16 protein-coding genes and 2 tRNA genes are annotated in these 21,301 nt (G+C 58.0%); 3 read left to right on the forward strand and 15 right to left on the reverse strand.

All coding sequences use genetic code 11. The features are described from left to right. Positions 1-28 precede the first annotated feature (28 nt). The 5 genes from V6N02_RS09725 to V6N02_RS09745 form a co-directional block, all read right to left on the reverse strand. The gene (locus V6N02_RS09725) at positions 29-1,444 is read right to left on the reverse strand and encodes an RtcB family protein (RefSeq protein WP_371225385.1); all 1,416 of its coding nucleotides are present in this window, start codon (positions 1,442-1,444) and stop codon (positions 29-31) included. Further along, complete coding sequence (locus V6N02_RS09730; RefSeq protein ID WP_371225386.1) at positions 1,437-1,877, reverse strand: hypothetical protein; 441 nt, start codon at positions 1,875-1,877, stop codon at positions 1,437-1,439. Before V6N02_RS09730 ends, V6N02_RS09725 begins: the two co-directional genes overlap by 8 nt. 167 nt (positions 1,878-2,044) lie before the next feature. Next, positions 2,045-2,119 (reverse strand) — tRNA-Asn (locus tag V6N02_RS09735). A gap of 271 nt (positions 2,120-2,390) precedes the next feature. Next, a tRNA-Lys gene (locus V6N02_RS09740) sits at positions 2,391-2,465 on the reverse strand. A 505-nt stretch (positions 2,466-2,970) separates the two neighbouring features. After that, positions 2,971-4,527, reverse strand: coding sequence for a vWA domain-containing protein (locus V6N02_RS09745; RefSeq protein ID WP_371225387.1), 1,557 nt, complete (start codon positions 4,525-4,527; stop codon positions 2,971-2,973). 173 nt (positions 4,528-4,700) lie between these two features. Between V6N02_RS09745 and rtcR the strand changes: the two genes are divergently transcribed. Further along, positions 4,701-6,263, forward strand: a complete 1,563-nt coding sequence (rtcR, locus tag V6N02_RS09750) for an RNA repair transcriptional activator RtcR (RefSeq protein ID WP_371225388.1) — start codon at positions 4,701-4,703, stop codon at positions 6,261-6,263. 276 nt (positions 6,264-6,539) lie between these two features. On the opposite strand, the gene V6N02_RS09755 is transcribed toward rtcR, so the two are convergent. From V6N02_RS09755 to V6N02_RS09770, 4 genes are all read right to left on the reverse strand, one after another. Continuing rightward, positions 6,540-7,331 carry an ABC transporter six-transmembrane domain-containing protein gene (locus tag V6N02_RS09755; RefSeq protein ID WP_371225836.1) on the reverse strand — a complete coding sequence of 264 codons (792 nt, stop codon included), beginning with the start codon at positions 7,329-7,331 and terminating at the stop codon, positions 6,540-6,542. 63 nt (positions 7,332-7,394) lie between these two features. Continuing rightward, positions 7,395-7,814 (reverse strand): DUF2141 domain-containing protein, encoded by a 420-nt coding sequence (locus tag V6N02_RS09760; RefSeq protein ID WP_371225389.1) that lies wholly within the window; start codon positions 7,812-7,814, stop codon positions 7,395-7,397. Next, the gene (locus tag V6N02_RS09765) at positions 7,811-10,939 is read right to left on the reverse strand and encodes an efflux RND transporter permease subunit (RefSeq protein WP_371225390.1); all 3,129 of its coding nucleotides are present in this window, start codon (positions 10,937-10,939) and stop codon (positions 7,811-7,813) included. Before V6N02_RS09765 ends, V6N02_RS09760 begins: the two co-directional genes overlap by 4 nt. A gap of 3 nt (positions 10,940-10,942) precedes the next feature. Then, positions 10,943-11,968, reverse strand: coding sequence for an efflux RND transporter periplasmic adaptor subunit (locus tag V6N02_RS09770; protein ID WP_371225391.1), 1,026 nt, complete (start codon positions 11,966-11,968; stop codon positions 10,943-10,945). A 225-nt stretch (positions 11,969-12,193) separates the two neighbouring features. Here V6N02_RS09770 and V6N02_RS09775 point away from each other — a divergent pair, with 225 nt between their 5' ends. Next, positions 12,194-12,808 (forward strand): TetR/AcrR family transcriptional regulator, encoded by a 615-nt coding sequence (locus V6N02_RS09775; protein WP_371225392.1) that lies wholly within the window; start codon positions 12,194-12,196, stop codon positions 12,806-12,808. Between the two features lie 365 nt (positions 12,809-13,173). Here V6N02_RS09775 and V6N02_RS09780 read toward each other — a convergent pair whose 3' ends face one another. The 3 genes from V6N02_RS09780 to V6N02_RS09790 are packed head-to-tail and all read right to left on the reverse strand — an operon-like array spanning position 13,174 to position 17,326. Continuing rightward, positions 13,174-15,282, reverse strand: coding sequence for an acetate--CoA ligase family protein (locus V6N02_RS09780; RefSeq protein WP_371225393.1), 2,109 nt, complete (start codon positions 15,280-15,282; stop codon positions 13,174-13,176). After that, positions 15,279-16,439 (reverse strand): acyl-CoA dehydrogenase family protein, encoded by a 1,161-nt coding sequence (locus V6N02_RS09785; protein ID WP_371225394.1) that lies wholly within the window; start codon positions 16,437-16,439, stop codon positions 15,279-15,281. The genes V6N02_RS09780 and V6N02_RS09785 overlap by 4 nt, the downstream gene beginning before the upstream one ends. Then, a complete protein-coding gene (locus V6N02_RS09790; RefSeq protein WP_371225395.1) occupies positions 16,436-17,326 on the reverse strand; it encodes a beta-keto acid cleavage family enzyme in 891 nt (296 codons plus the stop codon). Before V6N02_RS09790 ends, V6N02_RS09785 begins: the two co-directional genes overlap by 4 nt. Before the next feature lie 132 nt (positions 17,327-17,458). Here V6N02_RS09790 and V6N02_RS09795 point away from each other — a divergent pair, with 132 nt between their 5' ends. Further along, positions 17,459-18,529 carry a GlxA family transcriptional regulator gene (locus tag V6N02_RS09795; protein ID WP_371225396.1) on the forward strand — a complete coding sequence of 357 codons (1,071 nt, stop codon included), beginning with the start codon at positions 17,459-17,461 and terminating at the stop codon, positions 18,527-18,529. Here V6N02_RS09795 and V6N02_RS09800 read toward each other — a convergent pair. From V6N02_RS09800 to V6N02_RS09810, 3 genes are read right to left on the reverse strand one after another with little or no spacing between them, the layout of a single operon-like run. After that, positions 18,504-19,448, reverse strand: coding sequence for a 3-hydroxyacyl-CoA dehydrogenase NAD-binding domain-containing protein (locus V6N02_RS09800; RefSeq protein ID WP_371225398.1), 945 nt, complete (start codon positions 19,446-19,448; stop codon positions 18,504-18,506). The two genes, V6N02_RS09795 and V6N02_RS09800, sit on opposite strands and share 26 nt — an antisense overlap. Continuing rightward, positions 19,445-20,248, reverse strand: a complete 804-nt coding sequence (locus V6N02_RS09805; RefSeq protein ID WP_371225399.1) for a carnitinyl-CoA dehydratase — start codon at positions 20,246-20,248, stop codon at positions 19,445-19,447. The genes V6N02_RS09800 and V6N02_RS09805 overlap by 4 nt, the downstream gene beginning before the upstream one ends. Before the next feature lie 10 nt (positions 20,249-20,258). Next, positions 20,259-21,293: an LLM class flavin-dependent oxidoreductase gene (locus V6N02_RS09810; RefSeq protein ID WP_371225400.1), complete on the reverse strand. Its 1,035-nt coding sequence runs from the start codon at positions 21,291-21,293 to the stop codon at positions 20,259-20,261. Between the last annotated feature and the right edge of the window lie 8 nt (positions 21,294-21,301).

Below are 21,301 nucleotides of genomic sequence, written 5' to 3' on the forward strand. Positions count from 1 at the left end.
ATGAATGGATCGCAAAGAGCGCCGATGATTACCGGCGACCTTTCTTCTTGTTTTTCCAGAACGGCGGCACGTCTCCTGCCATGATGCAGCCGTATGGATCGATGTAATCCTCGATCTCGGCCAGATCGTAGGACTTGATCTGGGCAACCACGTTGTCGGCGTTTTTATAGCTCGACGGCAGTTCCGAGGCGTCCACGCCCCCGGCATGGAACCGAATATCCAAGCCCTCGGTTTCTGCCTTCAGCATCTGCTCAGGCGTGACCGATCCCATACGGCGTTTATGCTCGGACCGTGAGAAGTTGCGCCCTGCACCGTGCGGGCTGAACCCCAGACCGTGACCCGTGTCCTTGCCACGCACAACAAGTACGGGTTCCGCCATGTTCAGCGGAATAAGCGTGAGCCCCGTCGCATCCGTGGCGTATCCGTCCCAGGCAGGCGTCGCGCCCTTGCCGTGGTAATAGATGTCATCCCGCTTGAAGACGAAGTTGTGCTCATTCCAGAACCGCCCACCCACATCGCCCACACGCGCGGCCTCGACCGTCGCCTGGTGGATGGCATTGTGGTTGGCCTTGGTCCATTTGCGGATCAGCTGCAGCGCCTCCCAATAGTCGCGCCCTTCCTCGGTATCTGCCGGAATCCAGGCGTTCTGCTTGGCCGTCTCGGGCGACAGTTCCTTGCGGAATTTCTCGGCCACATGCATCCCGTGCTTGTAGAGAACCGCTCCAGGTCCGCGCGACCCGTGGTGGGTCACAATCGCCGTTCGTCCGGTCTTGCGTGAGCGCCCGACAAACAGGAAATGATTTCCATCTCCCTGCGTGCCCATATGTTCCTGCGCCATGCGCAGGGATTTCGGGTTGTCCAGAAACGGATTTTCCCGGAACGCATCCAGCAGTTTCATCGAGGTGGTGAACCGCTTGCCCTGAGGCCGTCCGCCGGGGCCGAAATGCGTCACCGACTGGGCCGCATCCAGAACCGCCTTGGGGTCTGCGTTACCCAGATCAGTGATCATGACCGAGCAGCAGATGTCAGCCGAATGCATCCCCGGATGGATCGCATTGCGCGCCGCTGCCACGCCCCCAACCGGGATCGTACCAACAGGCCCCGCCGGGCAGGCATCAGGCATGATTGCCCCCGCCTCGATGGTCGGGGTACGCATCAGCGCGGTCATGGTTTCACGCACCTTGTCGACGTTATCTTCCTCGTCGGGATGATCCATGTCGATATTTTCGTGAAAAGCCACCTCGCCCGGGGCGCGCAGATCCATAGTTACCGGGACCGGCGGAATCTCCCCCTCCAGCTCCTGACGGATACGGACCAGCCCAAAGCCCTCGGCGCGCATTTCGTTGGCCCGCGCCAACAGCGATGGGAATTGTTTGCCGGGGCGATGCCCCCAGTCTTTCAGGTGCTCACCAGTCACCGGGTAGTTTTGGTTTTCTTCAGTCATTATTTTTCCAATAAGTATTTGAGCTTTGAGGCACAAAAACAAGCCACGTCCAGCAATCTGCTTGTGTCGTGCCTATCTCTTTGCGGCATTTGCAAATATTTGTGGGGCCATCGATACCACTAACACCACAACAGCCGGACAGCCGGAAAACCTTTTCGGTCCAAAGGATCGGATCAAGCAAGTCATTGGGGTTGATATAGCTGTCAGCTTCCGGCATCTGTGCGTACAAGGCTCGTTCAAAGAGTTCGTATCTCATCTGGGCGGTCCGCATGATGAGTGCGTGACCTGCGGGAACCAATGGAAGCTGATACTTCTTGTCCCCTCCATTGCTGTCGAAATCGCATTGCGACAACATGTCGGGTAAAGTCGCAATCGGTGCCAGCCAATGAGTGAGCCTCGTGTCGCAGTTACTACAAAAAAGCGCTTGTTTCATCTTCATGCAAAAATCCGGGAGACAAGGGGTTCGCAGGACATTTTTCCGCCACCGGGTTGCCCCGGGCTGGGCTTGATCCAGCACAGCATGGTTGCCCATGCCCCCGTTTCCGGGTGCGTCTACCAGTAGTCCTGCGGGCATTCCCCCGGATGTTTTCCTTTCCTATTTGGCTCGGCTGGTTGGGATCGAACCAACGACATCCTGATTAACAATCAGGCGCTCTACCACTGAGCTACAGCCGAAAAATTTGGGCCCCGGCGACAAGGTGGAAGAAACAACCCGGGACCCGCCCCGCGTGAAAACCACGCGTTTGCCGTCTGGGCGCCTGCAAGGAGGGGAGTCGAACCCGCTCGGTTTACCCCGGAAGGGTGCTGCAATGTAGTTCCTTCGGCATTCGCCGGGGTTTTCCTTTCTTTTTTCGGGTCCGGGGGACAAGAGTTCGTGAGAAGCCCTTTTTGGGGGCGGATCGTACCATAGCGATGTATTCCCACGGGCATTCCCCCGGATATGTTTTGGTGTGCCCGGTGGGGATCGAACCCACGACGCACCGCTTAAAAGGCGGGTGCTCTACCACTGAGCTACGGGCGCAAGTCCCGGCGACAAGGTGGTCGTTTTTTGTGAGCAAAGAACGACCGGGGTGAAACGAACCTGCTCTACCAACTGAGCTACATCGCGGTTGCGATGGCGGGGATCGAACCCGCGACCAGGAGATTGAAAATCTGTAGTTCCACCGGCATTCGCCGGGGTTGTTTTTCAGTTTAGCTTGGCGACAAGTCAGTTGGTGAAAAGCTCTACCAGAGCACCGGGATTTACTCCGGTTCGGGGAATCGAACCCCAATCCGTATGGTTGGACGATGTATTTCCACCGGCATTCGCCAAATATTTCCTTTCCATTCATGTCTCGGCGTACGGGCCGCAACGGCGACTTACGTTCCTTTAAACGACAAGGTGTATTCACCAAGGCGTGACGTATCCCACGCATTTCCGAAGGGTTCTTGTTCTCCGTTCAATTGGGTCAGGCGGACAAGTATGTTTGTGAGACATGTGACAGGTTACAGCTGTAGTCCCACAGGCATTCCGCCTGACCCTTTTTCTATACGTCGATCTTCTCGATCTCGCCGACCCAATGGTCCGGGCCAGTCTGACCGGAGGCAAACGCCGCGATCTGGTCAAAGACCGCATCCGAGAAGCCACCCACGTTCAACACGTCTTCACGCGTCTGAGCCTGCGTGGTCCCGTATGGCGCGATGTCGATGCAGACCAGCTTGGCCTTTGGGTTGCGACGCTTGATCGCTTCCCATTCCTTCAACATCGCCGTTCCCTGACCGCCAGCACGGGCATCCACCCACGATTGGTTGTCAGACACGAACACCACCAGATCCGGTGCACGACCACGATCGTTCAGCCACTTCAGCGGCGCGGAACAGTTTGTTCCACCACCTGCCAGAGCGGCCAGACGCTCGGCGTTGGTCAGGATCGTATCGCGCGGCTCCAGACGTACGTCACGCACGTCGAAGTCGAACGGCAGAACCTGACACCCACGGTTCACGCGCTGGAATGACGCGGCCACAAGGGCTGCTACATCCACGTGACGCACGGCCGAGGTCGCGCCCGGGCGATACCCGGTCACAGCCCAGGTCATGGAACCGGAGACGTCCGGACACACGACCACCTGACCCGCGACCTTCGGAACGTTCGCAGCGGCGATTTCCATCGCATCATGCAGGGCGTCAACGATCTCGCGCGGCATCTCGCTGTTCACGTTCTGCGTCGCCACCATCAACTGGTACGGAAACGCACGTGCCTTGGCGATAGCCTCGGGGTTGCGCAGCAATGCCGCCACGTGATCCACGTTCTTGGTCACGCCGAAAACGCCGTGACGCTGAAACGTATTCAGGTTCTGGCGCACCATCTGCCACGAGCCTTTACGTGCGATCCGCGCCCAATGGGCCGAGGACAGCTCTAGCTGCGTCAACATCTGGAACGGCACGTCAGGCACCGGACCTTTGCCGGTTTCCTTGAAAGCCATCCAATCCTGCACAGCCTGTGGCAACCGTGCCAAATCGCAAGGCCGCCCAACAATCCAGGCAAACAGCGCCTCCCGCTCGGCTGAGGCCGGTTTCGGATGCACCATCTTGATCACGTCCGCCAATGACGGGTCGTTCCCGATATTGGCGTTCAGCAGCGCCCAATCAGACGCGGTGTTCAGCCAGTTCTGCACCATAGCCTTCGGCGCAGAACCCAGTGACTTACGACCGGTTTGACCGGAACGGATAACCTGCACAAAGGTACGCAGCATCTTGCCGTTATCGACCACATGGGCGAAAGCCGCACGGAACAGGGCCGGATCACGCCGGGCCAGAACAGCCAGCAACACTGCAGGCATATCCTTCATGTAGCCCGAACGGCGGGCATAGATTGCCGCCTGCGCCAGATAGCGCGGATCAACGGATTCGGCCACGTCCAGAACATATTCCAGTTCCTCTTGCGGCGACTGATAGAACATGCCCCCGAAAGTGCCGGTAACAGCGACCTGCGCCAGGGCATGGGCATCGGAATAAGCGTAGGCCGGCGCCGCGTGGGCATTCTTTGCAGTTGCCTTCGGCAGCAACCGGCCTTTGATCGATGCAAACACGGATTTGTTCGCCATTTTTCTGTTCCTCATATTTGGTGAGGACGTTTTGGCATGATGCTCGGTTCACCAGAAAGAAAATCATAAAATCAAACAACCTCTTGATATTAAATCAATAATATGGAGTTTGAGTTTTCTTGCACACATATATACTATCTCATAGTATCGCTATTTATAAATTTGGATATACTATGAAGAATGTGGTCATTGGCTTTCTCGGAACCCAGTTGGATATGGGCAAGAAAAGGCGTTGGAAACCGACGCCCAGCCTTGTCAGCCACGATCATTTCAAGGTGGATCGACTCGAAATCCTCTACGACATGCGGTTCAATCGTCTGGCCAAGCAGGTTCAGCGCGAGATCGAGGAGGCATCACCCGAGACAGAAGTGCTGCTTCAGCAACTTGACCTGAATGACCCGTGGGATTTTCAGGAGGTCTATGGAAAACTGTTCGACTTCGCCCGGTCCTATGGGTTTGACGATGAACGCGAACGGTACCATGTGCATCTGACCACCGGAACACATGTGGCACAGATTTGTTGGTTCCTGCTGACGGAAAGCCGCTACGTTCCTGCGCGTTTGATCCAAACCGGTCCACCCGGCCCGGATGAGGACATGCCTAAATTCGATGTCATTGATCTGGACCTGAGCCGATACAACGCGCTTCAGCAGCGCTTCGACCAACTGTCGCGAGAACACAGTGACCAGTTGAAGGGGGGAATCGAAACGCGCAACGCGATTTATAACGATCTGATCGACCGGGTTGAGCTGGTCGCCAGCAATTCCGACGAACCTATCCTGCTGCTTGGAGAAACCGGCACGGGAAAGACAGCTTTGGCCGAGCGCATTCACAGCCTCAAACTCGATCGGCGCCGCGTCAAAGGCCGCCTGGTCCATGTGAACTGCGCGACATTGAACGGACCCGATGCCATGGCAACGTTGTTTGGCCAGCGTCGTTCTTTTCATGGCGCTGCGGGGACCGAGCGAAGCGGCTTGCTGCGCGAGGCCGATGGCGGCGTCCTGTTTCTGGATGATGTGGACGAACTGAGCCCCAACATGCAGTCGGTTCTTCTGCATGCCATCGAGACCGGGCGGTTCTACCCATTGGGTTCCGATCACGAAATCTCAAGCCGGTTTCACTTGATCGCCGGGGCCAACCGCGACCTGCGAAGCATGACAGCTTCAGGGCAGTTTCGCCCCGATCTGTTGGCCCGGTTGAACACTTGGAGTTTCACCTTGCCCGCGCTGCGCAATCGAAGCGAGGATATCGAGGCAAACCTGCTGTATGAACTGGATCGCTGTGAACGGGATCTGGGCACCCATGTCGGTTTCAATTCCGTTGCCCGCACGCAATATCTGGCATTTGCCAAAGACCCGGCAACTCACTGGCCGGGAAACTTCCGCGACTTTTCGGGCTCGATCCGTCGTTTGTGCACGCTTGCACCACGCGGGCGGATTACGCGAGCGATGGTCGCGACCGAAATCGAAACGCTTCAAGCGGATTGGAAATCGGCCCAGTCCAATGATGATTTCAAGCTGGTTGCAGACGTGATGGGTGACGCGGTGTCTGACGTTGACCCGTTTGATCTTGTGCAACTGGCAGAAGTGATCCGGACCTGCCGCAAGTCTCCAAGCCTAAGCGCTGCCGGGCGCGCCCTGTTTGCCGTGTCGCGCAGTAAACGCAAGACCCAGAACGATGCGGATAGGCTGCGGAAGTATCTTGGAAGGTTTGGTTTGGAATGGGGTGCAATATAGGTACACGTAAAGTACGTTTCCGAAAATGCTGCGCTCTGCACGAATGACGGCTTTCAGAAAGCCGGTCGAGCGAATTTGGAGGGAGCCGAATGTCCGCTTTGGGCCGCTCACGGCCAAACCTCAGCTTTACCGGAACGATGCTGCACTGTCTCTGATGGCCGTGAAGAGCAAGAAACGGTTGTTCATCCATATGAGAAGAGCTCTGTTCCAGTAGAGTCACACCGTCTATGACGCTAACTGCATAAAGAAATTCGCGGCGTTTTCGTTGCAATAGTTTTACACGCCGTTTAGCCGTCGGGTGATCTCGGACAGGCGTGTCCAAGACTGCAATGTAATTGGCAGGGCAAGGGCGGCTTCTGCGAATTCCCAGGAATAACTGACAACGGAAAAGATGGTTCCTGACGTCACATCAAGTTCGACTGTCGTGAACCACAAATTAAAAAGGATGAGACCAAGCAGGACGACAAAAATAGCGCCGTAAAGGATAGCCTCGGTGTCCGAGAGTTTGACTTCGTATCGGCGCAGCCTGAGCAGATGCGCCAGCGTCGGTAGAGTCCGGCGTCGTTCAAGTGTGCTGACTTGCAGTTCCGATTGTTGGTTGAGGGCACCGTTCAGCCGGTAGAACCTGCCGTGAAACAGCGAGTAGATCACCGCCATGCTGATCAGTGCCACGCCACCGGCCAGGGCCAGCATGGGTGAAAACGCATAAAGGATGATGATTGAAATCACGAATTGCAGGGCCGCGGCCATAGCCTGTGGCAACAAGTCTTCAAGAAAATCGACCAGTTCACGCCCCATACCCAGCCGTGCATTCAGCGCAGAGATCGCAAGTTCAGATGATCGCGCGGCCTGCGCCTTGCCAAACTCAACCCGCATCGTGCCATAGACCCGTGTATCATACATCCGCCGGACCACGCTCAGCACCACAAGCGCCAATAGGATCACGGCAAGCTCCATGAAAGCGTCATGCTGCCCCGCCAAAAGCTCGTCAATGGCAAACCCGATGAACAACGGGACCAACGCCATAAGGCTTGTCTCGCCAAGGATCAGTAACCAGGTCAGCCCGATGCGCTATCGAAAGACACGCAAGAGCGTGCCAATTGCCAGTTTCTGATTCTCCAACATGACGGGTTACTGATCGTAATGAATTCGGAGCGCGACGTCCCCCGGCCAGACCGAGGCGGCCGCGAAATCCGGTTCATCGTCGCGGTTGGGCGCACCGGATGCACCGATCCCTTCCAGCAGCCGTGTATCGTTTGTGTTCAGATCCTCGTCGTTATTCTCGTCATGAAACAGGAACACCGCGTAAGGACCCTTTTGAAGCTGATCGAACTGATGTCGGATCTGGCCTAGCCGGGCCGGAACCGCGGCATACTCTACCGCTTTCCAGACGTTCAGGCTTTCAAATGCGTCAGCATTGTCAAACACCAGAATCAGAACGTTTCCGTTCCCGTTGCGCACCCCATCAACGGCGATACGAAGCCCTTCGGCAACCGTGGGCGTCGCAAGGCCAATGGCAGTAAACGTGGTCAGACACAGTTTTCCGATCATGGGCAGGTCCTTTGGCTGGAAGTGTTGGCCGGGGCGGGGCGGAAAAGCGCAATGATGTCCTCGGCGATGGCAATCAATACAGGCACCAGGATTAGCATCAGGGCCGTACCAAAAAGCTCCCCAAAGGCCAAAGATACGGCCGCCGGGATCAGGTACTGAGCCTGTTCGGACGTCTCGGTCAGCAGTGGAAGAAGGCCGATCACTGTTGTCGCCGTTGTCAGAAAGATGGCCCTGAACCGCCCGACACCAGCCTGTTGCAGCGCCTGGTCCAATGTGGTGCCTTCCTCGCGCGCCTGATTGTAGCGCGTGATCATGACCAAGCTGTCATTCACGATCACCCCAGTCAGCGCGAGCATGCCAAAGAAGGAAAACAAGGATAAGGACACGCCCATAATGAGATGGCCAACGGCAGCGGCAATAAACCCAAAGGGCACGATGGCGAGGATCACGAAGGGCTGCCAATAGCTTTTGAGCGGCACAGCCATCAGCACATAGATAAGGACAGCTGCGAGGATCAGGGCATTGATCAACCCGCCCTGTATTTCGCCCATTTCTTCCAATTCACCTGCTGCAATGATCTTGACGCTTGGATATCTGTCGTTCAGTTCTGGCACGAGTTGCTCAAAGATGGCCTGACCTATCTCTTCGGGTGCGACACGGTTGCGATTGACCGTTGCCGAGATGACGTTCATGCGTTGACCATCGCGGCGATAGATGGCGCCTGCGGCATAGGTGCCCACAACCTCGGCCACCGTGTTCAACGGCACCCATGCGCCTGTGGCGCTCCGCAAACGGGTCTGCATCAGGTCATGAATAGTATCGCGGCTATCGCGGGCATTCTGGACGATCACTTTCAACTCTGATCCATCCCGGCGCAGGCGCGTCACCTCGGCACCGCCGAACCCATACCCGATCTGGCTGGCCAGTGTCTCGGCGGTAAATCCGAGATTGCGCGCCTCGGGACGCAGGCGTACCCGCAACTCTGGCTGACCTCCGACAAGGCTGTCGCGGATATTGCTGACACCTTCGATATCCGACAGAAAGGCCTGCATTTCCGCGCTGGCGGCCTGCAACAGGTCTTCGTCTTTCGACATGAGCCGAATCTGGAAACCGCCAGCCAACTGTTCCGCGGCGGTGAACTCCATCTCAGTCACCCCTTCGACAGCCCCCACGCGGTTGCGCCATTCCCAAACAAAATCCAGAATTGGCACCTCAGGCCGCTGCGCAACGGGCAGCATCTCGGCATAAATCTGAGCACTGCCCGCGTGTTCGATAATGGTGAAAAAGGTCTGGACGGGTGGGGCTTCCATACCAACCCATTCGCCCCATTCCGTGCTCAGTTGATCGCCGATATCCTCAATCCGGTTGACGTTGTCGCGGGTGAGCGAGAATGGCGCGCGTGGGTCCATCTCAAGATTGACGGTGATCAACTGCCCGGGCACTTCGGGAAAGAACACAGTTCTGATTTTGCCCTGATACATCAGGCCGAGCCCCAACAGGGCCGCAGCGAAAAACAGGATCAAAACCGAATAACGTTGACGCACAGAGGCAATCAAGACTGGCTGATAAATGCGGTCACGAAACCACATCAGACCACCCTGCGCCATGTCCTGCACCCCACCCCAAATTCGTGTGAGCAGATAGCGGCGTTCACTGTGAAGCGGCACATGAGCCAAATGCGACGGCAGGATGAACTTGCTTTCGATCAAAGAGAAGATCAGCGCCAGGATCACGATTCCGGAGAAACCCGCCAAGACCTTTCCCAAAGCGTTATCGATCAGGAGCATCGGGAAGAACGCGGCGATGGTCGTGAGCACGCCAAACACCGTGGCGACCGCCACCCGTTCAACCCCGCGTTCAGTGCCCTTGATCGGGTCTTTTTCCTTGCTGCGCTCCTCAAAGACGCTTTCGCCCACAACAACGGCATCATCCACAAGAATGCCAAGTGCGATGATCAGCCCAAAGGTGGTGACATCGTTGAGAGAGTAATCAATCCATTTCGATCCAGATACGGCAATGGCTCCCATGACCGAAATTGGGATGCCCATTGCCACCCAAAAGGCGAGTCGTACATTCAGGAAGATCGACAGGATGAGGATGACAAGGATCAATCCTTGCACACCGTTTGACTGCAAAAGCGCCAGTCGATCCCCAATGTAGCCCGCGCTGTCGCCCCAGATTTCGGCTTCTATATTAGGGGGCAGCTGTCGGCTGAAGGACTTTACCGTCTCGCGCACGACCTCGCTGATCTCCAGCAGGTTTTCCTTCTGACCCACAAGGATTTCCATGCCAACCGTCGGATTGCCGTTCAGGCGAAAGAGGAAATCCCCGTCAAGAAACGTGTCCTTGATTGTGGCCAGATCTGCCAGCGGCACCTTGGATCCATCTGCCCGTTCGATGATGGGCAGCCTCGCATATTCCGGGGCATATCGCGCGCGATCATCAGCACGCAGGAAAATTGTGCCGCCTTCCGTGCGCAGTTCACCCGCTTGGAACGTCACCGAGTTTCCCCGGATAGCCGCCGCCACATCCGAGACATTCAGCCCGTATTGGCGCAAGCGTTGCGGATCTATCTCAATGCGCATTTCGCGGGGGATCAGGCCCCAGATCTGCAGCCGGGACAGCTCTGGCTGGGCCAGGAGTTCCTCTTTCAGGCGCTGCGCCAGGGTCTGTAACGTGGCCGGATCGGTATCCCCGTGCAGGTTTACATACAGCGCCGGGAAATCATAACCGGAGGCCTCGATCACCGGGCGACGGGCTTCATCTGGCAGGTCGGTGATCCCGTCGACGCGGATGCGCACCCGATCAAGCACTGCCTGTAGCTTCTGCCCGCCGGCACGGCGCACGGTAATGGCACTCTGGCCGTTCACCGACTGCGATGTGACGCTGCGAACGCCCGCGACCCCTTCAAGCGCCTGTTCCACCTTTTGAGTGACAAGCTCATCCACCTGCTGCGCGGTCGAATTGGGATATTCAATGGTGATCTGAACGCTTTCCGGCGGGATGCGCGGGAAGCCCTCGATGCGGATGTTCAGGAGTGTTTGCACACCTAGGAATAGGATCAAGGCCATCATCAGATTGGCCGCAACCGGGTTGCGCAGGAACCAGGAGGTCAAGACATGCATGGCTTAACTCCCCGCTGGTTTCGGCGTCACACGCTGCCCGGGAAGAAAGGAGGCAAGCGGGGTTTGCGCAACACGCCATGGCCCCTCCGTGTCTGGCGCGGCAATGGTCACCGTGTTTCCCGACCGAAACACGACTTTCGGCGTCAATCGTTCCAGCAAGTCACCTTCATTGACAATCCAGACATGGCCCGAACGGGTCAAAGCACTTTCCGGTATCGTCACCGTGTTGGGCACGGCGCGCCCCGGGAGAATGACCTTCAGGAAATCACCTGCCAAAACACTTTCAGCCGGTTCGGTGACATCCAGGAAGACTTGTCTTTGTCGCGTTTCCCGATCCAGAAAACTGCCACTGCGGGCGATTTGTGCATGGCCAAGGAACCGACCGTCTTGGTGCTGTAGGGATGCTGTCTGACCCTCGATCGGGTGGGATAGCAATGCCCAGTCTGACTGGCTGATTTCAACTGTTAACTCGTACCGGCTGTCATCGGACAAATGTACCAGCGGGTCGCCTTGATTGATGGTTTGACCCAGACTGGCCAGTCGATTGGTTACAAAGCCTGAAAACGGCGCCCGGACATCGGTGTCTGCCAGAGCCCGTTGTGCTGAACGAAGTCGGCTTTTCGCGGAGGCAACGTTCTTTTCTGCGATCCGCAACTGAGGTAATTGAATGGCGAGCTCGGTTGGCGGTTCCAGGCCGTCCCGCTCGAATTGCTTTAACGCGACAGAGGCATTGTTGCGCGCGCGCAACATTTCGAACTTGGCTTGTTCAAGCTCTAGCTCAGCCAATGCAACAGCTGCTTCGTATTGCGTTTTTTCGATCGAGAATAACAGATCGTCTTTATCAACCTTTGCCCCAGCCAGCGCGCTGTCCTCCACCAGGACAATCCGCCCTGTCACCGCAGATCGCAGCTCTGCATCCCACCGCGGCCGTAGCTCGGCAAAAGCAGACAATTCTGCCTGAGAGGAATGTGCCTCGACAATGACAACAGAGACCAGTGGTGCGGGCGGGGCAGCATCGGTTTTTTCCACATCCGCTGTGTCTTCGGTTTCGAACAACAGCCCAAGCACGGTCAGAAGGATGATCAGCGATAACCCGATCCAGAGCCACCTGCGGATTGGCGATGGCCCTGTCTGAGCATTTTTTGACGTCATTATCTGCATCCCTCACCAATGAAAGAATCAATCTGCGCCTTGCAGCAGGTGGCTATTTGCCATATATTATGAACGATCGTTCGTTCAAGATATAATTGGGAAATGACTGATATCGACAAGCCTCAGAAACTATCTAGGGAAAAGACAACGGCCAGACGGCGCCGCCACATTTTGGATGCGGCGGTCATGTGTTTTCTTGAGCAGGGCTATCATCAGACCGGCGTACGAGACATCGCCAAACGGGCAGATGTGAGTCTGGGCAATCTCTACAACCACTTTCCCGGCAAGCATGACGTCTTGGTCGAAATTGCGATGCTTGAGCGCAACGAGATGAAGCCTTTTCTGAAAACGCTGCGCAAATCGTCACCGGCCCCCAAAATCTTGGGCCAGTTTGTGGCGGCCTATGCCAAATATCTTGCAAAGCCGGAAAACGTGATCTTGAGCATCGAAATCACGAATGAAGCACTGCGACAGCCTGACATCGCAACGCTGTTCTTGGAGAACCGTCAAGAGTTGATCGATGCGCTGGCCAGGATGTTGACCCGTGGTGCGGTTGAAGGCGACTTTCGCGTGATGCCTTCGGCAGATGAAGGCGCTCAGCTGCTTTTGTCTGTGATTGAGGGAAGCGCCTACAGAAGTGTCTTGGGGGAAATTCCAATGCGCAAGATCGTGAGCAGCCTTAAGGACTTTGTGCTTGCCGCTGTGCTGGTCCGCTAGCATCGTGTAGTCTGGGCGCAGAAGACAACAGCGAGTTGGTACCCTCATTTTTTAGCAAGAATGCAATCTGCCAATTTCGAGGCCATGTGCCACCGGACAACTTGTCGGCGCAAGCATTTACCAAAAGCAGCCATCTATCCCGGAGACCTCAACGACCGGTTCGTCCCGCCTTGCAGCCATTCGTGGCAACTGATGTAAATGGCAGCTCCGCTTAGACTTTGCTGCCGATCGCCGCACCGGCTCCAACGGCTGCTTTAAGAGCTTGGCGGCCACTGCGATAAGCACCAAGGGTGGAAAGCAGACTTTTGCCGCACGTGTAAGTTTGGTTGGAATTTCGTTCATAAGGAAATCCAAGTACATAAACCTCATCTGGCGTTGGGGTATCTCAAACTGTGCATCAGGCAGTCCACAGCCAGAACTCTATCCTCGTAGACAAAGAGCGGGTTGATCTCAATTTCGGCGATGTACTTGACGTGCTTGGTGGCGAACTGCGCCAGCTTCATAATGGCGTCGATCAATGTCTCAGCATTGACGGCCGGTTTGCCACGGAAGCCGTTCAGCAGTTTCGAGACTCGCAAAGCCTGCAATGCGTTGGCGACGTCTTTGGCCGTCGCGGGAAGAAGCAGGGTTTGTGTATCCCCCACAAGTTCAACCAAGACACCCCCACTGCCCAATGTCATGGCCAATCCAAATTGCGGGTCATTGCGGAGCGTCACAAGAAGCTCGGCCAAGGGCGGTGGTGCCATGGCCTCAATCAGAAAGCTGTCCGTTACCGCAGTCTCTGAGAATGCCGCGACACGGGTGCGCATCTCTTTGGCGGCATTCTTTACCACCTCTGCGTTGTTGAGATTAAGCGCGACGGCACCAGCCTCTGTCTTATGGGTCAGTTCAGGCCCCATCATTTTGAGGGCAACCGGGAATCCCACGGCGCGCGCCGCATCAACCAGCGTATCGTCATCGGCCTCGGCATATTTGGGCACGGGAATGCCTGCGTCATGCAGCATTCGCTTGGCGTCGGCTTCGTTCAGCAAATGCGGATCCGCGAAGTCGGGCGCGGACAAAAGCGGGTTAGGTGGCGCGACTAGTATACGGCGTTGACGATCCCGCCACCAAGCGGCATCGCGGATCGCATTCAGGGTTTCGTGAATGCCCTGCATGGGCGCGATGCCTTCGGCGATAAATGCCTCGCGGATATGCTGCCCCATGTTTTCCGGAATCGTTGCGCAGATCGCAGCAGGCAAACCGGCGGCCTGCGCCGCCTTTGCAAAGGCCATGGCGTCATTCAGATAAAGCTGTTCGGTCTCATCAAGCCCTTTGGCCGGGTAGTCCTGCACAAGCACCGTTGACTGAGCCAGGATATGGTTCAGGGCCTCGGCAAAGACTGGCGCGGTTCTCTTTGGCTGACCCCAGATCGGAGTGGTGTAGTCCAACGGATTGGAAACCGTGGCGATCGGCGGCAGGTGCATCTCCAGCCTGTGACGGGTGGCGTCATCCGGGCTGGGATAGCTCAGCCCGATCACCTCGCCATGATCTGCCAGCATTGTTGCCCCACCGCCGGAACAGGTGAAGCCCATCACGTCATGGCCTTCGGGGGCACCGGCGATGCAAAGATACTTCAATGTTTCAAGAAACTGCGCCGGGTTGGTCACGCTGATCACGCCGACGCGCTCAAACAACGCCTGATAGAGTACATCCGATCCGGCGAGAGAGCCCGTGTGACTGATCGTAAGGCTTTCGCCAATGGCAGAATGGCCCGTCTTCAGGGCAACGATGGGCGTTCCGGCGCGCAAGGCTTTCAGCGCCGCGCGCTCAAAAGCCGGGATATCGGCAAGCCCTTCGATGTGAAGGCCGATGGCGCGCACCTCGGGACGCTCGCACATCAGATCCACGAATTCCGTCAGACCCAAATCGGCCTGATTGCCTGCCGAGGCCATGTAGGCAAGGGGCAATGAACGTTGGCTCATCGTGATGTCGGACGAGAACATGCCCGACTGGGTGATAATCGCCGCGCCATGCCCGGGGCAGCTGCCGCCATGGGCAAAGGGCCAAAGGGCTGAGCCGCCCACATAATTGATCAGGCCATAGCAGTTGGGGCCAATCAAAACCATGTCGCCCAGATTTGCCTTTAGCTGAGCCTCCAGCGCGGCCCCGTCTTCATGTGCTTCGCTGAAGCCCGCAGAGTAACAGACGATGCCCCCAGCCCCCATATCGCGCAGCGTCGCGATGGCGTCGGGAACATGCGGCGCCGGAATAGCCAGAAACACAGCATCGGGCGGTTCGGGAAGGGCGGCAAGATCAGGCAGGCAGGCGATACCGCCAATCTGATCACGTTTGGGATTGACCACCCACATCTGCCCACCAAACCCGGCGCGGCGGGCCTCGCCAATCGCGACGGCGGCATCTGCGCCCCCGACGAACGCGATGTGACGGGGGGTGAGCAGACGCTCGAAATTCTGGCGCTTGGCCGGGGTCATGCGCCAAGCGGGCGCAGCATTGAGCGGGTGATGATATGGCGCTGGATTTCCGAGGTGCCATCCCAGATCCGCTCAAGACGGCTGTCGCGCCACAGGCGCTGAATCGGCAGCTCTTCCATCAGCCCCATGCCGCCATGCACCTGCACCGCATCATCCGCGACCTTGCCCAGCATTTCCGAGCAGAACACCTTGACCATCGCCGCATCCTGATCCGACATATGGCCCGCCTCGTGCCGCCGCACAGCGTCCGTGACCATCAGATCAGCTGCGCGCAGTGTCATTGCCCCATCGGCTAGCCGGAAACCTGTGGCCTGAAATTGCCCAATGGGTTTGCCAAATTGGCGGCGAGTGGCGGCCCAATCAGTCATCATCTCAAGGATGCGCTCGGCCTTGCCACAGCAACTGGCCCCAACCCAAATGCGCCCCATGCTGAGCCACTGGTTGGCGACCTCAAAGCCACGCCCCTCTTCGCCAAGAATCTGATCGGGGCCAAGGCGTACATCCTCAAAGCTGAACTGATAGGTCTTGTAGCCACGATAGCTGACCGATTTTGTGCCTTCGCGGCAGTCAAACCCCGGCAGACCCACATCCACCAGAAAGGCGGTGACCCGTTTGCGCGGCTTGCGTGGTGTCTCGTCCTCACCCGTGGCGGCAAAAACAATCGCGAAATCAGGCATACAGGGGCCGGAAATGAAATGTTTGGAGCCGTTCAGAATCCAATCATCACCATCGCGCCGGGCATTGGTTTTCATCCCCATCGCGTCCGAACCGGCCTCGGGTTCAGTCAGGGCAAACAGTTCGCGTTTTTCGCCTGTCACACAAGGGAGCAGATACCGTGCGCGTTGATCGCCTTCGCAGGCGAGCAGGATTTCCGTAGGGCGCGCGGCCCAGCTGTGCAGCGCGTGGGTCGCCTTACCGTACTCACGCTCGATCAGGTGCTGGGCGGACGTGCTCAGACCACCACCACCCACTTCTTCGGGCAGATTGCAAGCATAAAGGCCCAACTCCTTTGACCGCATCTCGATCTGCCGGCCCAACTCTTCGGGAACCTCGCCCAATCGATCCACCTCGTCCTCATGCGGATAAATCTCGGCCTCCAGAAAGGCGCGCACTGTGCTTAACAGCAGCTCATTCTCGTGACTGACGGCGAAATTCATGCATCCGCCCCCCGCAGGCCCAGCTTGTTGCGCGCTTCTTGCGGCGTCAGGGCACGTCCGCCCATCCGCTCGATAATCTCGACCACGCGGGCCACAAGCTGTCCATTCGTGGCAGGCACCCCGCGATCCAGCCAGATGTTGTCTTCCAGCCCTACGCGCACATTACCGCCAAGGGTGATGGCCGCCGCGGCCATGGGCATCTGCATCCGGCTGATCCCAAAACTGGCCCAGCTAGCCCCGGTCGGAAGCTGCGCTTTCATCGCCGCCATCGTCTCAACCGTCTGATCCGCGCCCCACGGAATGCCAAGGCACAGCTGGAACATGGGTGGCGCATCAATCAGCCCTTCCTCGACCATGGCCTTGGCAAACCGGATATGGCCCAGATCAAACACCTCAAGCTCGGGCTTCACGCCCCATTCTTGCGTCAGTTGGGCCATGCGCCGCAAGGTCGGCGGGGTGGAAATGTAAATCTCATCCCCATTGCCGAAATTCAGCGTTCCACAATCCAGCGAACAAATCTCGGGCAGGCATTCCTTGATATGGGCCAGCCTCTCTTCCGGGCCGATCATGTCAGTCCCCGGCCCAGGCAGCGATGGATCATCTGCCGAAGGCACCCAATCACCACCCATCCCGGCGGTGAGGTTGATCACGACATCCGTGTCGCTGGCGCGGACGATATCAACGGCCTCTTTGAACAGAGCCGGATCGCGCGATCCTTTCCCGGTTTCCGGGTCACGCACATGCAGATGAGCAATGGCCGCGCCTGCCTTAGCCGCTTCAATCGCGGCATCGGCAACCTCTTGCGGGGTGACCGGGATGTGCGGGCTTTTGCCAACGGTATCACCGGCACCGGTGACGGCGCATGTAACGATCACTTCAAAATTCATCTCAACACTCTCCTGCCAGACTTGCCCAGTTTGCGATGGGCACCTTAGAAAAGTGTCGATTATTCGCCAGTTATTGACTTATGATGGCGGATAGTCTGACTTCGACGGTTCCTATCCAGCGGGATATTCACCATGATTTCACCCACAGCGCAAAGCCGCCCGGCGGCTCGAATCGTCGCCATCCTGTTGCCCCGCTTTAACATGATGAGCCTGATCAGCCTGATGGAGCCGGTGCGCATTGCCAACTACCTCTCCTCCGGTACGCTGTATGACACCGTCACCTGCGCCGCCGAGCCGGGTGAGGTCACGGCAAGCAATGGCACCTCGGTGATGTGCGAGGGCCTGCCCGAGAAACTGGGGCCGGATGATCTTGTGCTGCTGATCGGCAGTTGGGGGGCCGAGCATCACAACGATCCCAAACTGTTATCGTGGCTACGCCGCGCCGACCGGCAAGGCATCCGCCAATGCGCGGTTGAAATGGCCCCCTATGTGTTTGCCCGCGCCGGGTTATTGGCCAAGCGTCAGGCGACGGTGCACTGGGCCTATCTCCCTGGCTTTCAAGAGCTTTTCCCCGATATTCTTGGGACCGAACAACTGTTTACCATCGACGGGCGCGTGATGACCTGTGCGGGCTCCACCGCAGGTCTCGATTTCATGCTGCACCTGATCCGGCAGGATCATGGCGATGCGCTGGTGGGTGAGATTTCTGACAATATCCTGCATCATCCGGTGCGCGATCCGCTGGCCCCGCAGCGCAAGAGTTTGGGGCGTGGATTGGACGAGCTGCCGCAAAGCGTGGCCGACGCCGTCGAGGTGATGGATCAGAACCTCAGCGAACCGGTGCCTGTACCAGAGCTGGCCAAACGCGTGGGATTGTCACAGCGCCAGCTGGAACGCCAATTCAAACGCGCCGTCGGGTGCAGCGTGGTACAGTTTGGCCTGCTGCTGCGGCTGCAACATGCGCGCGTCCTGCTGATCTCAACCGATCTGGGCGTGCGCGAGATCGCCACCGCATCAGGCTTCAACTCGCTATCGCATTTCGCCTATTCGTTCCGAAAATGCTTTGACCGCCGCCCACGGGAATACCGCCAGGCCTGGCCCGACAACAAGGAAGCGCCGGATTGGCCCGGCACATTATCGGCCTATCTGGACACGCTCAAACAGGCGCAAGGCGCGCCTAATGTGCCTGACGCAGCGCGTTAAGCACCGCAACGATCTGCGCATCCCGCTCGGCGGCCATCTCTTCAAACGGGCGCGTGCCTGCCATGGCGTTACAGCCATCAACCATCCGGTCGCGCAATTCCTGCGTCAGTTCAGGGGCCTCAAGCCGAGTCCAGGGCCATTTCAGCGCCGGACCAAACTGATCCAGATTGGTGGCCATACCGCCAGCGCCGCAGGCGACGTGGAAGGCCATACATTGCCCCTGCACCGCCATGCGCGGGGCCGGGCCGTTGATCAGCGCATTGTCGATATCCTCAGGCGTCGCCTCGCCCGCCGCCACCATATGCAACGCCTCGCGCCACAGGGCCTCTTGCAGGCGCGTGGCCACAAAACCGGGTATTTCCTTTTTCATCACCAACGGGGCCTTGCCCGCGACCTCGTAGAAGGACGCAGCCCAGTCAACCGCTGCCGGATCGGTCTGTTTGCCGCCGACGATTTCGACCAACGGCAGCAAGTAAGGCGGGTTGAACGGATGCCCGATCACACAGCGCCCCGGCGTGGGGCATGTGGCTTGGATCTCGGTCATGGTCAGGCCCGACGTGGATGAACCGATCACCACATCGTCGGGTAGCACCGCGCCCATCTTTTCATAAAGCGCCTGTTTGATGTCCAAGCGCTCCGGGGCGCTTTCCTGTACGAATTGCGCCCCGTCCAGCGCCGTTTCCAGATCAGTTGTCACGGTCAAACGGTCACGCGCAGCACCGGGGGCCAGCCCAAGGGCCGTCAGGCTGATCCACGCCGTGTCGAGGATGGCGTCAAAGGCCGAACGTTCCGCCGCGTCATGGATATAGGCGGTGACGTCATAACCGCGTGCCAGAAAATGAGCGGCCCAACCCCCGCCAATGGGCCCGGCGCCCAGCGAGGTGATGCGGCGAACGGCATGTGGGTCAGGATACATCATTCACCTTTGAAATTTGGTTCGCGCTTTTCGACAAAGGCGGCCACCCCTTCGGCGGCGTCATCGGATTTCAGCATCTTGCGATAGGTCGGCATCGGATCGGTGCGCATCTTGTGAAAGGCGGCTTGCAGGGGATGGCATTCGATCTCACGCTGCACTTCCTTAACCGATTGCATCGCCAGCGGAGCGGACCACGCGATTGACGCGGCCCATTCGCGGGCGGCATCCATCAGGTCGGCTTTGGGCACGACCTTGTTGACCAACCCATAATGCGCCGCCTCTTCGGCGCTCATCCGGCGGCCCAGCAGGAACATTTCCATCGCGATGTTATGCGGGATGCGGCGCGGCAGCCGTTGCAGCGCGCCAGCGTCCGGCACGATGCCAAGCGGCATTTCCGGCAGGCCGAACTCCACATGATCGGCCGCGATCAGCAGATCACAGGCCATGGCCATCTCAAACCCGCCGCCAATGGCAAGCCCGTTGATCGCGGCGATCACCGGTTTGTTCAGCGCCCAGTTTTCCGTCAGCCCGGTAAAGCCGCCAAACCCGTATTCATCGGCCTCCCACCAGTTATCAAGCTGCATCTCGCCATCGTTCAGCGCCTTGAGGTCCCATCCGGCCGAGAAGATCTTTTCGCCCCCGCCGGTCAGGATGGCACAGCGCAGCTCTTTGTCCTCATGCAATTCCTGAAACGCGGCCGCCAGCGCCTGACTGGTGGGCACATCAATGGCGTTCACCTTGGGGCGATCCAACGTCACCTCAAGCACGTGGCCATTGCGGACCACTTTCACATCGTCTGACATCTGTTTCTCCTTATTGGAACGCGGGCATGACCCGGTCACAGAACAATTCCATGGACCGTTTCTGCGCCTCCAGATCAAGACCCATCGAGGCGTAGTAGATAAACTCATCTACGCCAAGCGCCTGATATCTTTTTAGTTTTTCAATCACCTCATCCGGACTTCCGAACAGCAGATTCTCCTCCAACATGGCTGGATCATATTGTTCGCGCCCGTCCAACTGATCCAGCGGGATTTGCTTGGGGAAACCGTTATGCACGTCACCCGCATTGCGGAACAGGTTCTCGAACTGGCCCAGCACAAGGCGGATAGCGTCCAAAGCCCGCTGGCGATCCGCGGCGTTGTCGTAAACCGCCGTGTGGCGCATCATGGCAAAGATCGGCGAGAAGCCGTTGTCGGCCTTGGCAATCGCTTCATCCAGATGCTTTTTGTAAAGCTCGGCCTCCGAAAACGGTCGCGTCAATGGCCAGCTCATCACATGGCATTTCTCCCGCAACGCGTAGTCATATGTGATGGGCGAGCGTGCCGCGACCCAGACAGGCACCTCGTTTTGCACCGGTTTGGGGCAAGAGGTGGAGGTTGGAAACTGCCAGAATTCGCCATCATGGGCATAATCCCCCTGCCAAAGCGCACGCACCGCCGGCAGCATTTCCTGCATGTAGCGCCAGGCATCGGGCTGTTTCAGCCCCGCGCGCATCCGGTCAAATTCGCGCTGATACGCGCCCGAGCCGATGCCAAATTCCAACCGCCCGTCACTCAGCAGGTCCAGAAACGCCGCCTCACCAGCCAGGTTGATCGGGTGCCAATACGCCGCCGTGGCCACAGCAGTGCCCAGGCGGATCGTGCTGGTATGTTCCGCCCACCAGGTCAGGATCTGGAACGGGTTGGGCGCGATGGTCATTTCCAGCGCGTGATGCTCGGCGGCCCAGACAATGCCAAACCCGCCCTGCTCGGCCATGCGCACCATATCAAGCGTATGATCGCGCACAGCCCGCATATCCGTGCTTGCATCCATGCGCTCCAGATTGATTGCCAGTTGGAATTTCATCTCTGTTC

This window comes from Roseovarius conchicola (assembly GCF_041403425.1).
Lineage (GTDB): Bacteria > Pseudomonadota > Alphaproteobacteria > Rhodobacterales > Rhodobacteraceae > Roseovarius > Roseovarius conchicola.

Excerpts from the sequence above, each read along its gene's own strand:
- V6N02_RS09725 (WP_371225385.1), bottom strand. The coding sequence starts at position 1,444 with ATGACTGAAGAAAACCAAAACTACCCGGTGACTGGTGAGCACCTGAAA.
- V6N02_RS09730 (WP_371225386.1), bottom strand. The coding sequence starts at position 1,877 with ATGAAACAAGCGCTTTTTTGTAGTAACTGCGACACGAGGCTCACTCAT.
- V6N02_RS09745 (WP_371225387.1), bottom strand. The coding sequence starts at position 4,527 with ATGGCGAACAAATCCGTGTTTGCATCGATCAAAGGCCGGTTGCTGCCG.
- rtcR (WP_371225388.1), top strand. The coding sequence starts at position 4,701 with ATGAAGAATGTGGTCATTGGCTTTCTCGGAACCCAGTTGGATATGGGC.
- V6N02_RS09760 (WP_371225389.1), bottom strand. The coding sequence starts at position 7,814 with ATGATCGGAAAACTGTGTCTGACCACGTTTACTGCCATTGGCCTTGCG.
- V6N02_RS09765 (WP_371225390.1), bottom strand. The coding sequence starts at position 10,939 with ATGCATGTCTTGACCTCCTGGTTCCTGCGCAACCCGGTTGCGGCCAAT.
- V6N02_RS09775 (WP_371225392.1), top strand. The coding sequence starts at position 12,194 with ATGACTGATATCGACAAGCCTCAGAAACTATCTAGGGAAAAGACAACG.
- V6N02_RS09780 (WP_371225393.1), bottom strand. The coding sequence starts at position 15,282 with ATGACCCCGGCCAAGCGCCAGAATTTCGAGCGTCTGCTCACCCCCCGT.
- V6N02_RS09785 (WP_371225394.1), bottom strand. The coding sequence starts at position 16,439 with ATGAATTTCGCCGTCAGTCACGAGAATGAGCTGCTGTTAAGCACAGTG.
- V6N02_RS09790 (WP_371225395.1), bottom strand. The coding sequence starts at position 17,326 with ATGAATTTTGAAGTGATCGTTACATGCGCCGTCACCGGTGCCGGTGAT.
- V6N02_RS09795 (WP_371225396.1), top strand. The coding sequence starts at position 17,459 with ATGATTTCACCCACAGCGCAAAGCCGCCCGGCGGCTCGAATCGTCGCC.
- V6N02_RS09800 (WP_371225398.1), bottom strand. The coding sequence starts at position 19,448 with ATGATGTATCCTGACCCACATGCCGTTCGCCGCATCACCTCGCTGGGC.
- V6N02_RS09805 (WP_371225399.1), bottom strand. The coding sequence starts at position 20,248 with ATGTCAGACGATGTGAAAGTGGTCCGCAATGGCCACGTGCTTGAGGTG.
- V6N02_RS09810 (WP_371225400.1), bottom strand. The coding sequence starts at position 21,293 with ATGAAATTCCAACTGGCAATCAATCTGGAGCGCATGGATGCAAGCACG.